Raw genomic sequence first — 13,695 nt, 5'->3', positions numbered from 1 at the left:
GATGTACCACTTGACGGAAGATTTGAGGTCTTGATTGGTGGCGACGAACCTGTGAGGGTCGGACCCCTTGAGGAGTCCGACCCTACGTCCAATGCGGGTCGGACCTTTATGATTAAAAGTCCGACCCGAAAATTTTGACAGCACTGCGAAAATATGCGGTACGTTATCCACACCCCTGCTTAAATAAGCTGTTTTTTAAGCAAAGTGTGGACAATTTAACAAAAGACCATAAAACTGTGGATAACTACCCCAAATCAGCCGATTTTAGGGCATTTTTGTGACTTTTTTCGTGCTATAATTACTAATAAACTCCCACACAGAAAATCAACGCTAAATGAACATAAAAACTAGAACCTCCGGCTTCGTTGGAATCGCTCTGCTTACTGTCACGGCGATGGCTCTTATCGCGGGTGTCTCGGCGTGGGAAATAAAACGAGTTACTAAACAAGAAAATCAGACAAAAAAGTTGATCGCTCAAAATATGAGTGCCGAGCAAATTCCGGCCATTAGTTTCACGGACGCAAAGCCGACAGTTTTAGCGGACACGGCAGAAAAATACACTCGTTATTTTGAAATGAACATTCCGTCGGTTTTCAATGGCGATGTTCAGACAAATAAAACAAATATTGGTGGTGCGTTAACACTTGGCGGTGATGTTACGGGAAAAGGCGTCAACGTCGATTTGGGAAGTGGAAAAATTACCGCCGGAAATGTTGTTTATTCGCTCCAAGGAAAATCCGGTGCTGTAAAATTGGAAGCCGGCGCAGGTATCTCCATTGATGGTTTAAAAATTTCTGCGCAAAATGCGTCGGGCAGTATCAGTGGTTCCGGTTCTCTAAATCAAGTTGCTTATTGGTCCGGTACCAGTACGCTGGCCGGTGAAAATAATCTTTCCGTCTCTCGCGGTGGCACCGGCGCAGGTACACTAACAGGTTTGGTTTTAGGTAACGGTACGTCCGCCTTCACCACCATCACCGATAATTCCGTCAACTGGACGGCCGGCTACACTTATCGTATCACTTCCGCCAGTGGCACCAGCCCGTTAACTCTCACGCTCTCCAGTAATGGTCTCACCGGCAGTATAAGTGACGCTTCCGCCGATGGTTCCACAAAAGGTATTTCCACATTCACCGCCAGCGACTTTAACGCCGTAAGCGGACTAATCGCGCTAGATTACACCAATGGCCAATCTGCCAGTGGCGTAGCCAAAGGTTTCTTAACATCCGCCAACTGGACAACTTTTAACGACAAAGAGTCGGCAGTTTCCGCCGGTACATCCGGACAATATTATCGTGGCGATAAAACTTGGCAAACGTTGAATCAATCCGCGGTGGCCGGCTTAACAACAAGTGACAGCCCAACTTTCGCCGGCGCGACGTTAACCGGATTGTTGGGGATCAAAAATGGCACCTACAAAACCACTTTCGCGAATAGCGGTTCGCAAACAGTAGACGTTGCTTATGTTTTGCCAACCGCCGCCGGTTCAGCCGGAGAAGTATTAAAAACTGACATCAGTGGTAATTTGTACTGGGCAACAGTAGCGGGTGGTTCAGGCGGAATCGGCACGGTCACCAGTGTTGCTTCAGGAAATGGTTTAACCGGTGGGCCGGTGACAACCAGTGGCACGCTTAGTGTGGCTGTTCTAAATTCGGAAACCGCTTCCACCGCCACAACCAGTTCGTATTCCGGTTTGGAATTCGTGGGCGCGAGTAACCAATTAAGTTTGTTGCATGGTTGCGGTGCAAGCGAAACTCTTTCTTGGAACAACACCGCTAAAACTTGGCAGTGCGCGTCCGTTTCCGGTATTGGCGGTGTTACCGGTTCCGGCGTCGCGGGGCAAGTGGCCTATTGGTCCAGCGGTAGCGGTTTAACCGGCAGTACCGGCTTTACCTTTAGCAGTGGCGTCTTAGCACTTGCGTCGGCATCAGCACCGACAGCCGACATGATAGCGATTAGCAACAGTGGATATGGCACGGTCACCAACGGCGTCGATGGTTTATCTATCGACTTCACTTCTACCGCCGATGCCGGCGCGGACACAAATTCCGGAATCAATATCGTGTTTACACCTTCAGGAGAAGCCGGTGACACGGGACGGGGGATCAACATTGCTACGTCGGGAATATCGGCAGGCACGCTTTACGGTATTAATATCGCCGGTATCACCGGTGGCGCGGGAACAGAAACGGCATTAGTGATCGGTTCCGGTTGGGATAAATCAATTGATGCTTCAGGTTTAATTTCTACAACCAGTGGAATTATTACTCCAAAAATTTATCCATCAGCCGACAGCACCACCGCCATCCAAATCAACAAAGCCGATGGCACAACCAATGTGCTGAATGTGGACACGACGAATGCAAGAGTGGGGATTGGCACTGCAAGCCCAGCAACTGCATTGGATGTTAATGGAAATGTAACTATAGCTAATGGTGGTTACATTTATTCTTCCGGCGCCAGCCCTGCATCTTTGAAGTTGGCGAGTGGTGCTACTTATCCGGGTGCAACATTAAACGCTCAGTATGCGTTGACTATTTCAACACAAAATGCAGCAAATTCTTTATCTAATATGATTTTTCATCTTGGAACAGGAACGGGTGCTGGTGACCTTGGTGCGTGGAAATGGATAAGTGGTTGGCAGAATGATGTTCGAATGTTGTTAACTCCCGCAGGCCAATTAGGTATTGGGACGACTGCTCCGCAGTCTTTGCTTGATGTGCAGGGGCCTGTGGGGACTGGGGCGGTGGGAGCTGGGATACTCACGCTTGCGACAAAAGAATTGACAATAATAGATGGTGATGAATTGGGAAGAATCAATTTTAACTCTCCACTTGCCACACCTGGCAGTGACGCAATTCTGGCAGGAGCCTCAATCTGGGCAGAAGCTGACGACACTTTCAGTATCACCAACAACAGCACAGAACTCGTCTTCGGCACCGCCACCACCAGCGCCGCAATTGAGCGCATGCGAATTGACTCTGCTGGCAATGTTGGAATTGGGACGACGAGTCCGACGGCACAGTTACATATTCTGAACTCTGTTGCTGCGCGCATCGGCTTTATCGTACAAGGTGCCTCGTCTCAGTCAGTCGACCTCACGCAGTGGAACCCAGATGCGATCACCGCCGGTACAAGGGCACGGATTACGAGCGCCGGTGAGTTCAGCAATAACAAAGGATTGAGTCAAACAGAAGTGTTTGGTGCTGGTGCTACGGTAGGAGATCAACTTGCAACTGCGGTGGGATATAATGCAAATGTCCCTTATGCAGGCGGTACTGCCATTGGTAGTGGTTCCGTTTCTAGTTATACGGCCGTTGGCATTGGCTATCTAGCTTCCGGTGGCTGGCAAGGCGTTGCTATTGGAGCTTGGGCAAGTACAGCTACACTTTATGGCAGGGGTAATGTTGCTATTGGTAATAGTGCATCGTCTCAATATGAGGCATCTATTGCGATAGGTTCATTAGCAACGTCAACAGTAGCCAATCAATTTATTACTGGCGCAACTCTCGCCCCTATCACTACTTTCACTATTCATGGTAATGGAAGTACAATCAATCTTGGTCGTGATGGTGGAACTGTGATGAGCTGGGATAGTAATCGCAATGTCGGCATCGGGACAACGGCTCCGCAATCGCTCTTAGATGTGCAGGGGCCGGTGGGGACTGGGGCGGTGGGAGCTGGAATACTTACTCTTGCAACTAAAGAACTAACAATCGTAGATGGCGATGAATTGGGAAGAATCAATTTTAACTCTCCGCTTGCCACACCCGGCTCAGACGCAATACTCGCGGGAGCCTCAATCTGGGCAGAAGCCGACGACACATTCTCAGCCACAGTCAACTCCACAGAGCTTGTGTTTGGCACAGCCACTACCAGCGCCGCAATTGAGCGAATGCGAATTGACTCTGCCGGCAATGTTGGGATTGGGACGGCGACGCCTGGGTCAGTTTTGGATGTAAACGGAAATATAAATACATCTGGCATTATTTCGATGTCGAATTACGTAAGCATTGGGAAAAGCAACACTGTGGGGGATACTGGTAATGCTAATGGGGCAATTGGTGAGAGTAATACTACAGGCGGAGCTTTTTCTTGGGATGTTGGTTATGGCAATGCATCTGGTTCTGGATGGTATAACGTAGCTTTTGGAGTGTCGAATAGTATTGTAGCCAACGGAAACAGACAAGTTGCCTTTGGATATGGCAATAGCATTGCTTTAGCAACTACTTCTGCTGATAATCTTGCTCTAGGTATAAATAATTCCATAAGTAGTGCATCGGTTTTATCAAATACAATTGTAGTAGGAAAGAGCAACACAATTACAGCAACTGGCGCGATTGCGATTGGAACTGGTATTACAAATAATACTGCGACAAGCTTAATGATTGGGCCATCGGACGCTGCAAAAATGACCATTTTAAGTTCTGGCAATGTGGGGATTGGCACTACTGCTCCGCAATCGCTCTTAGATGTGCAGGGGCCGGTGGGGACTGGGGCGGTGGGAGCGGGAATACTTACGCTTGCGACTAAAGAATTAACAATTGTAGATGGTGATGAGTTGGGAAGAATTAATTTTAACTCTCCGCTTGCCACACCTGGCAGTGATGCAATTTTGGCTGGAGCCTCAATCTGGGCAGAGGCGGATGACACATTTAGCACCACAGTCAACTCCACAGAACTCGTCTTCGGCACCGCCACCACAAGCGCTGCAATTGAGCGAATGCGAATTGACTCCGCAGGGAATGTGGGCATTGGGACATCGACGCCTGGATCATTAATGGATCTAGTGACAACAAAATATGTTGATACTTCATCTATTAGAATGCACACAAGCGATGGTTCATGGGCGGGTTCTGGAACTACAGGAAGCCTTAGGATTAATCCAGCTGCAAGCTCTGGGTTAGGTGAGTTAACTTTTTTAAATAATGCTGGTGTTAATTTTTCATCTCTTAATGATGTTGGGGGAACATTTGCTCCTTTAAAAATCTCTGGAAGTTCTATCCAATTGCTTGGTGGCAATGTCGGGATTGGGACGACGACACCGACCGCCAATCTCCAAGTCGCACAAGGCACAGCTGGCGTCGGCACAGTTTCTGTCCTTATAGGTGGAACAGCTTGGACAGGCGTCGGAACTCAATAATCATCCACGGGGAGGGTCGAGAATCCCCCGCCTTTAGGCGGAGGCTTCAGCTTAACGATCGTTTAGTCTACAGTACGAGGTATGTTGCATTACCGTACTACCACCCACAGCAAATATGATCTAAAAGTTCACTTGGTCTGGGTTCCTAAGTACCGAAAAAGAATTCTTATCGGCGAAGTAGGCATCTATATCAGAGATCTCATCCGTCAAATCTGCACCGAACTGGACGTAGAGATAATCAACGGTAAATTAGCCCCCGATCACGTTCACCTCTTTCTCTCATACCCACCGTACCTATCGATTAGCGAACTGGCGCAAAAAATCAAGGGTAAGAGTTCGTATAAAATTCTCGCCAACTTCTCGCACCTCAGAAAAACCTTCTGGGGCAGACATTTCTGGGCACGAGGTTACTTTGCCGCCTCCAGCGGCAACGTAACAGACGAGATGATCCAGGCGTATATCGAACAGCAAGACGGAGAGATTATTCACCATGGTCCATTAGAAATGGGATAGTCCGCGTCGAAAGAACGCTTCAGCGTTCTAGCCGTCTCAACCCCTCGACTTTAGTCGAGGGTAGTTGAGTACATGTTTGAAAACACTCTTATTGTCAGGTCCAACGTAACGTAAATTATTTATACGCAACCCCTCACCGCCGTACTCAATTTCGCGGAAATAGTCAATACTGTTTAGCCTATCAACATTGCTATGTGATAGTAAATTTCCGTCAGGTAACGTCAAAATTCGTCGCATATACAGCGGACTAGTAAGTTCTTTCTTAAAAAATGGCAGAAAGAGCAGAAATACAAATGTGTAGTCTTTTGGTTTTTGTAAAAGATTTAATTTAATTTTACCTATCTCAATTTCACTAAATTCACCTTTGTTCCATATTCCAAACTTGTCAGTGAAATGTCTCCAAATTTTTGATTTATGTGTTATTGGCCCCGTTGATAAGTAATATAATTTATTTTGTTCATCGTATACTAAAATCATAAACCTATACCCAAAAATCCTAAGAGACAGCCTTAAAAAAATAATAAGCGGTGTACGAGAATCAACTTTATCATCTTTTGATATTTGACTCTCCAAATTCACGTGTAACTCTAGAGCATTTAATAGGGAATGAGGATGCAATCCGAGTTCCTTCACCATATATTCAGCGTCCTGAAGTTTACCTGGCTTTATTGCGTATATTCGTATGGCCCAAATTAGCAAACAAAGTTGTGTAATCAAATGTGTGACTATAGCCATATCAGACAGCGAAAAACCATACCATTCTTGAGTACCCCAGCCCCACATAATAAGTGTGAACAATATTGTCAGTTCTATAGAAAGACGGAATATTGCAACAAGTTCTTTCAACTCTCGTGTTCGAATGTCGTAAATATCAAGTAGATTTTGGATGGAATTCACCTGAATGCTTCTCTTGTCTTCATTCTCTTTGTTTCTTGCTGTAAACTCATTTTCAACAAATTGTATTTCAAATTTAGTCATTTTATCCTTTATTCTTTTTAGCCCTTGCACTTGCGGAATAACAAAGTTGGCAAACAAGACAGAATTTACAGCAGAAGATAAAAGTATGGTGATTATGTCAGGTAATTCCAGGTTCATTTTCCTATACTGTTACTTTTATTATTATTTATCAACCATGTAATTGAGACAGAAAAAGGCCCCGCGCTCGTATCGTTGCCACGAAACGATTCGCGGGGTTCTTTGATATAAGGAAGATTCCATCTGAAAACACCGCCGTAAGGCGGTACAATCAAAGAGTGGAGATGGTGGGAATTGGCCTCGGCTCGATTTTTCTTCCGAAAAATCGGCCTGGCCACCGCCTCGCCGTTTTATGTGACTGACAATTTATATTCGCCACTTATCAATTTTTCTTTTTTCTTTCGACTCCATCCTTTTACCTGAATTTCTCTTTTTCTAGCAGTTGATTGGTCTAATATTTTATCTGACGTATACACCAAAACAAACGGCCCTTGATTAATAGCCATTCTCGAACCTCTGCCGTTATTATGATCTTCTATTCGACGTTTCGGTTCAGTCGTTATTCCAACATAATAATGTCCCGTTCTTGCTCTGGCGATATACAAATACCAATCCGGCATATATTAATTATAACAGATAGGCTTTCGATAACCTCGGGGCTTGATTGCTCTTCGACTCGTTTCGCTCTGGCGAAACTCGCTCAGAGTCCTTCGAGATAAGGAAGAGTTTACCCTGAGGGAGGCCGCCAGGGCGGCCGACTCGAAGGGTGGAGATGGCGAGAATTGAACTCGCGTCCAATAGATCGCGATAGACTTATTCTACAAGTTTAGTCTTCCTTTATTTTGACGATTTTGAGATAACCGGAAAACGAAGAATCCCAATAACCGTTTGGCAGTGCAAGAGTCGAATTAGTTTCTGCTAAAGCAAACTAATTCCTAGCCCTTAATTGACACCGGAACAATTCCCCAGGGCAGAGAAAATCCGATGGCTTCCGTTATTAAGCGAAAGCTGGTGCAAATGAAGGCGTGATCGCTTTCGCAATCGCGTTCTTCACCTGCGTAAAGACGTTTGCATGTCTTGAATGCAGAATGATATTTACGAGCGCATCCTGCGCGCTCGACTTGCTAAGAATATTTTGACCCACTGTCGATGCCTGGCATCCCCGTGATTACTGGTCGTTTTGTGAATGATCAGTGGCGGAATTATACTCTTTTTCCCGATTTCTGTCAATAATATAATTTAATAGTACAACCAACCAATTCGACCACTCACATTTAATCTAATAAGTGCGATGCGGATTCCTGCTTCCGGCAGGAATGACAACGACGACTATAGTACAATCTGCTTGACTTTTTATATAATTTAATTACTATTGATAACCGTTGTACCTTTACCACTCGTCGAAAGATCACACGAAACATCCTTCGACTTCCTTTCATTCACAAGGAGAATAGATGTGGGCGAAATAACAATGCGAGAGGTGCGTGAAGCGGCAGGCCACACGAAAAAAGGCATTGTGATTGCACCAGCAGTCCTGTTGAAACTAGAAAAGCTCTGGGGGACTGAAAAAGGCACCACCCTGAAACAGCCTTTCCACACTCTCTTACGTATACTTACATCCGTAATGACAGCCACTAGCGCGAATAATGGATCGGGAGTCGGACAGTTCGTCGGCCAGGGGTTTTGCTTTCACGTCGAAAGAGAAGGCGATAATAAGTACCGTATTGTCGACATCACGGTTTCTTGCGTCCTTCCACGACCCCACAAGCACTCACCTGACATGGATATTAATCGAGTTACTTTCCCTGATCGAGTACTCCGCCAATTTGCCACCGACCATCTGGTTTACTGCGCTTCATATCTTACCTGCCCCTATCTGGCGGCCTGCAATATCCTCGCGCAAGCCAACGAGAGCTATGGATGCGTACTACGGATGCCACAGGGCCCCCTCCCCCTTCGAATTACACGAGAAGGGAAAAAACAACATCGCGTTTTCAGTACGCATGATTGGCGGTTTTTGATCATTAGAGACGGCAAACGTTTCATTGTTGAATCAATCCACCCCGTGAACAGTGGCACCGTCGACAACTAAACGTTTTATTCACCGCCCGCGCCTCGCGCCGGCGTTTTTTTTATTTGACCGTTCGACGGCGCCCACGCCCCGCCCTTTAGGGCGGGGATATAGGGCGCCGCTCACGGTCAACCCTGAGCAAGCCCCGACCTTAAGGTCGGGGAGCGTCGAAGGGTTGACACCGGACCTGAAAAAATATTAGGTTGTAGGTCTAACACCGTATAAACTTAATTCCAACTTAGGTAAAATTGATCGTGATCCGCAATGGAGGCGATTCTCTCTGCCAAAGATCTGAAGCATTAAGTTATTACGGTGCATGCTTACTCATTAACAATAATAATATGTGTGAAAATTGCCAAAAAGACGAGAAAGAAGTGAAAGACACAACTCCTTCCGACCATGAATGCCAGTGCGGACAGCACGTTGAAAAGAAGTGCGACTGCGAACACTGCGAAAAGTAATTTAATTAACCAAATTTTAAGGTCCGACCTCTAAGAGGTCGGACCTTAATGCGTTAGACAAAATCATTCAACAGGTATAAATTACTAAGTTCCTGGTAATGCGCTGGAATTTGTAAGTGTTCTATTTAGTTCCTGTCGAAAAAGTCTCTTTTATCAACTTTTTTGACGGAACTGAAGAGGAAAAAACGGGATTAAAAGACAATTGCAGCACTTTTTCATCAGGAACTATTTAAGGAGAAAAGTGAGATGGGAAAAGAGCTTGGACTAACTGTCGTGTTCGTCGTTGGATGCTCACTGTTCGTCACAGGCATGAACAACCGCGACCCGCACGCGAACTTTTCACAACGATACGGGGACCGAACCACGTACACCGTGAAAACCGGCGAGTCGTTGTCTAGAATCAACTGCGATGGAGTCGTTTTGGAACCGAGAATGGCCTCCGACCCGAAGCCCCTGTTTCGCCTGAGGAAAGGTAGCCAATCGACGAACAAACGGCTCGAGTGGAACAACTGTGGCAGCTTTCGTCTGCCGGTCGACTTCGGAGATGCCACGATTCGGATCGTCAACTATGAAGTCGCGCCCGACAACTCGGCCACAATGACATATTGTGTCGATCCTTAACAATGAACCGTTCGTTTTCGCAACCCGCTTCTCCATCGAAGCGGGTTTTTTTATCGAAGTTTCATATTATTCATAATCGATATTCTAATCGATATTGACAGTATTTGGATATTCATTACACTTCCGTCCAGTAGTTGAACTTTTTACATTTGAGCGCAGGGGGAGAAATCCTTAATCAAGGAAAAGGCCGTCAGTGGGCGGGCTTCAGAACCTTGCTTAAGAAACAACCCTTTATGGAAGGATGAAAGTCCGTGCGTCGCAACTAGACCGAAGTGATTCAAAAATAACGATACTCAAGGAAACGATTTACGTTAATTTCCCACCTTGGGCATCGCCGGTTTTTGTTTCGCAAACGTCTTCAGTCGACCGGACCAAACACACCTATCATCCTGTACATCGAGGACATTTCTCTGCTCTCCTTTTTTCTCTCGCTACTTGCGAGAGATTTTTTTTACAATAAAAAACTGGTCTTTCGACCAGTGAAACTTGCCCGCCAAACAGAAAATCACTCAAAGTCTGGTTCGATCTTTTCAAACCAGAGAACATTGCAACCATCCCTGATACCGGGACGAAGATAATAGACCTTGACGTCCAGCAAACTAAAGTCGCGAAACAGTTGACCGATAGGGCAAACCGACACCTGATTACGCGACTCGAAAGCGCGAGCAAGTGTGACCAAATCACGTCTGACGTAATCGGTCCCAGAATCAAGAGGTAGACCCATTTGCTGATAAATCCTTGCCATACGCTTACAGCCAAAGTGGCCGATCATTGGCAATTCTGTGATGGTACCAAAACTCGTCCTCAACGTCTCAAGTGTGTCTCCCAATGATTGAATCTGCGCCGCAGCCACCTTGGGATGAACAAAAATCGCACCACCACCAAGCACAGGACACGGCAAAAAATCTTCCGCACCGCGCTCCAATCCGAGATGAAGCTCCCTGCGAAAAAATTGCTTATGCGAATCGCGAAACCATGGATCGTTACAATACACAATTGCCGTGTTCGTCCGCGGAGGCACTTGCCTTATCTCGTAACACGGTTTTCGATCGGGAACTTCCATCAACATCCGCACTTCGTCAAGCGTTAAAACCGACATCGGAACCTCCATCTTCCTAAGAGACACACATTTTCCAAAGTACAACTGATTAATTTTATAATTTTTTTTGAAAAAGTCAATGACGCCTGACAATGTTTAAGGCACTTGTATTTTACGATATCTAAACTATACTCAATTATTGCTCCTTTCCAATCAATTCAAAACCACGAGGTATCAACGACATGGATAATCAACTACAGCCCTTGATAGAAATCGCCTCTATAGAACAATTAGCCGTGGCATCCAAAAACGGAAACCAAGCGGCTTTTAGCGAACTCTATCAAAGATACAACAAATCAATTTACAAGAAAGTAGTTTTTCACGTGAAAAACATTGATGACGCACAAGATGTTTTACAAAAGACTTTTTTTCAAGCATGGAGGAATATCGACAAACTTCGTGATCCAAAATGTTTTGGCAAATGGTTACTTCGCATCGCACTGAATATTGCTCTCGACGTTCACCGTCGCAAACACCCCACTCGGTCACTAAACAACTTGTCACTAAAGGAAACGCCCACATATCGAGTTACCCCGGATTCAATACTTCTGGCCGAAGAAAATGAACAGCTTTGGGCTTGCCTAAAAAACCTCAAGTTGAAAAACCGGAACATATTAATTGCCCGCTATTTCAGAGAACTAACTCTGCAAGAAATAGCTGATGAGTCCGATGCTCTAGTGAGCACAATTAAGTCACAATTACACCGAGCCAGAAGATTGCTGGCTATTAAGCTGAAAGAAAATGAGGGAGAATGATTCTTTGTTCTCACTATCACCAAGCACCCGGATTAATCCGGGTTTTTTATTGTGAAAGGCGTTCACTGCCTGACACCTGTTCCCCGCCCATCTGGGCGAGGCTCGCCTTACTGGGCGGCCTGAGCCCTATACCCTTAACAAGCAAATCATTTGACACATTTTTTAATTACCTATATAAATACATACATGCAAACTTTTGGAAAAAGTTATACACAATGGATGGCCTGCAAAACAAACTTACGTTTGGCAGTTGTTTTTATTAAACATCTTAACCAAACTTTCCAGGAGTTAAACTAATCACTTTCTAAGCAGTACACTTGATTAAACTAAACCTCCTGGAAACCCAGGAGGTTTTCGTTAAACCATTAAATATATTTCTAAGAATTTAAATCAGATTATGAACAATTATAGCCTTACAACTTGCTATTGGCAGACCCGCAAAACAATTGTGCGTTTGGCAGTCTTATTTATTAAGCACGTCATGTACGCAAACCCGGGAGTTAACCTATCCACATAGCAAGAATGTAAGCAAAAAATGGATTTCGTTAAACCTCCCGGGACCCACCCCTGGAGGTTTTTTAGAAAAGTTAGGTGATTGGCGCGAAGTAAAAAATTTCCGCCAGCAACTTAGCTGGAAAGCGTAATGTTCGTTTCACAACAGATTGGAGAAAGAAAGATGGTGACCATGTTAACTAACCACGACTTTCAAACCGAGATTGATGTTCTAGCCAAAACCGCGGAAAAGCTCGGTGAATTTGGCCGTGCCGGCGACAAAGACAACTTCGTGAACACACTTCAAGCACTTGGAATGTCCCGCGAAGAAGCCGAGGATTTCTGGGCATCTCTCGACCACCCGCTCAACCGAGCCAACGGTGTCCCCTGGCGGGAAACCAAGGACAACACCGACCTGTCCTCGCATCTTGGTGTCCGGCTCAACCCACACAGACACCCGCGAAATTTGCTGCTCTATCGATTACTGGAGTGCAGTTTCCCAGATATCATTCACGTGGAAGTGTCAGGCATAGAGCACATCGGTGGCCTGAAAAGCAAGAATAATGCTCAAGCTCGCCGTTTGGAATTCACAAAGCGACCATTGGACCCGAATGACAGGACGATGGCCGTGCACCGGATCTACAAAGGCGAAGAGCCACAAAAGTTTTTCCCAAAAATTCTGCGCGCGGCGCGAACACTCCGGGGATCACTTGGCGACGAAATAGGCCTTAAGCTTGCCCAAGTTTTGTTTGGATGCAAAATGGTCATTCCGTTTCCGAAGATGGCGCGATTGTTAGCCAAAGCCATCAAGGCGGGCCAAGAAGGACAGGAAGTCACGATGGCCGGCGCGTTTTGCCCGGATTATGCGTACGAAGAAACTGGCAACCCTCAAATCCCCTACCGCTACACCTTTGAAGGTCTCGGCGAAGGAGTTGGATTGGTAGCCCAGCAATTTGTGCGAATCATCCCGCATATGCATACCCTCCTAAACGAGCTCGGCGTGCGTCACAAGATCGTTTTGGGAATCGGCGATTTCGAAGCCGACGACCAAAATACTTTGGAACGCGTTAAGCTTGATCGCACAGCTTTCATTGCAAAGTGCCAACGGTCACTGGACGCGTTTCGCGCCCAAGTGCCAAGTGAAATCCCGATGACGCTCGAACTGTTCGACACCGCCCGCGGTAACGGTCGCTTACGACCTTACGCCACGGAAGCTACTTCACGGATGAAGGACGGCGATTTTGGTCGGATGCCCGACTTATTCGATGACTTACGACAGTGCATCGGAGGCATCCATGACCAGTACGACACATTCTATCGCCGTTGGTACGGCGACGGGATTTCAGCACAAGAAGTGCGGAACATCATCTTTACTCAAGGGGGAGAGTATGCCTCGATCGCGCGGATTTACCAGGAAGACTTTGGCGACAACGTCATCATTCTGGCCGGTGACCGCCCGGAAATGCACCGATTCAACGCCTTCTTCCAACTCCAACCGACACTGTGCGCCAAGCGAGCATACTAGTCGCGCACACGTGGTACGCTTTTCTCCTCGGTCTAAGAAAATT

Annotated in this window: 8 protein-coding genes and 1 other RNA gene; 5 read left to right on the top strand and 4 right to left on the bottom strand. The window is 46.2% G+C overall.

Annotated elements, in window-relative coordinates; all coding sequences use genetic code 11:
* Positions 1-334 precede the first annotated feature (334 nt).
* The gene (locus Q7S57_01075) at positions 335-5,140 is read left to right on the top strand and encodes a hypothetical protein (GenBank protein MDO8511837.1); all 4,806 of its coding nucleotides are present in this window, start codon (positions 335-337) and stop codon (positions 5,138-5,140) included.
* 81 nt (positions 5,141-5,221) lie between these two features.
* Complete coding sequence (gene tnpA, locus Q7S57_01070; GenBank protein MDO8511836.1) at positions 5,222-5,653, top strand: IS200/IS605 family transposase; 432 nt, start codon at positions 5,222-5,224, stop codon at positions 5,651-5,653.
* A gap of 36 nt (positions 5,654-5,689) precedes the next feature.
* Here tnpA and Q7S57_01065 read toward each other — a convergent pair whose 3' ends face one another.
* The 3 genes from Q7S57_01065 to ssrA form a co-directional block, all read right to left on the bottom strand.
* Positions 5,690-6,748, bottom strand: a complete 1,059-nt coding sequence (locus Q7S57_01065; protein MDO8511835.1) for a hypothetical protein — start codon at positions 6,746-6,748, stop codon at positions 5,690-5,692.
* A gap of 230 nt (positions 6,749-6,978) precedes the next feature.
* Positions 6,979-7,248, bottom strand: coding sequence for a GIY-YIG nuclease family protein (locus tag Q7S57_01060; GenBank protein ID MDO8511834.1), 270 nt, complete (start codon positions 7,246-7,248; stop codon positions 6,979-6,981).
* A 144-nt stretch (positions 7,249-7,392) separates the two neighbouring features.
* Positions 7,393-7,792: a transfer-messenger RNA gene (ssrA, locus tag Q7S57_01055) on the bottom strand.
* 208 nt (positions 7,793-8,000) lie between these two features.
* Here ssrA and Q7S57_01050 point away from each other — a divergent pair.
* Positions 8,001-8,720, top strand: coding sequence for a hypothetical protein (locus Q7S57_01050; protein ID MDO8511833.1), 720 nt, complete (start codon positions 8,001-8,003; stop codon positions 8,718-8,720).
* 1,566 nt (positions 8,721-10,286) lie between these two features.
* Here Q7S57_01050 and Q7S57_01045 read toward each other — a convergent pair.
* The gene (locus Q7S57_01045) at positions 10,287-10,892 is read right to left on the bottom strand and encodes a hypothetical protein (GenBank protein MDO8511832.1); all 606 of its coding nucleotides are present in this window, start codon (positions 10,890-10,892) and stop codon (positions 10,287-10,289) included.
* Positions 10,893-11,062: 170 nt separating this feature from the next.
* Between Q7S57_01045 and Q7S57_01040 the strand changes: the two genes are divergently transcribed.
* Both Q7S57_01040 and Q7S57_01035 read left to right on the top strand, forming a co-directional pair.
* Complete coding sequence (locus tag Q7S57_01040; protein MDO8511831.1) at positions 11,063-11,635, top strand: sigma-70 family RNA polymerase sigma factor; 573 nt, start codon at positions 11,063-11,065, stop codon at positions 11,633-11,635.
* A gap of 685 nt (positions 11,636-12,320) precedes the next feature.
* Positions 12,321-13,652, top strand: coding sequence for a hypothetical protein (locus Q7S57_01035; GenBank protein ID MDO8511830.1), 1,332 nt, complete (start codon positions 12,321-12,323; stop codon positions 13,650-13,652).
* The last annotated feature ends 43 nt before the right edge of the window (positions 13,653-13,695 follow it).

This window comes from bacterium (assembly GCA_030647555.1).
In the GTDB taxonomy this organism is placed as follows: domain Bacteria; phylum Patescibacteriota; class Andersenbacteria; order UBA10190; family CAIZMI01; genus CAIZMI01.
Note: the sequence above shows the minus strand (reverse complement) of the source record. Positions and strands in the feature narration are given on the sequence as shown.

Coding starts and splice junctions, on each gene's coding strand:
- Q7S57_01075 (MDO8511837.1), top strand. CDS start 335: ATGAACATAAAAACTAGAACCTCCGGCTTCGTTGGAATCGCTCTGCTT.
- tnpA (MDO8511836.1), top strand. CDS start 5,222: ATGTTGCATTACCGTACTACCACCCACAGCAAATATGATCTAAAAGTT.
- Q7S57_01065 (MDO8511835.1), bottom strand. CDS start 6,748: ATGAACCTGGAATTACCTGACATAATCACCATACTTTTATCTTCTGCT.
- Q7S57_01060 (MDO8511834.1), bottom strand. CDS start 7,248: ATGCCGGATTGGTATTTGTATATCGCCAGAGCAAGAACGGGACATTAT.
- Q7S57_01045 (MDO8511832.1), bottom strand. CDS start 10,892: ATGGAGGTTCCGATGTCGGTTTTAACGCTTGACGAAGTGCGGATGTTG.
- Q7S57_01040 (MDO8511831.1), top strand. CDS start 11,063: ATGGATAATCAACTACAGCCCTTGATAGAAATCGCCTCTATAGAACAA.
- Q7S57_01035 (MDO8511830.1), top strand. CDS start 12,321: ATGTTAACTAACCACGACTTTCAAACCGAGATTGATGTTCTAGCCAAA.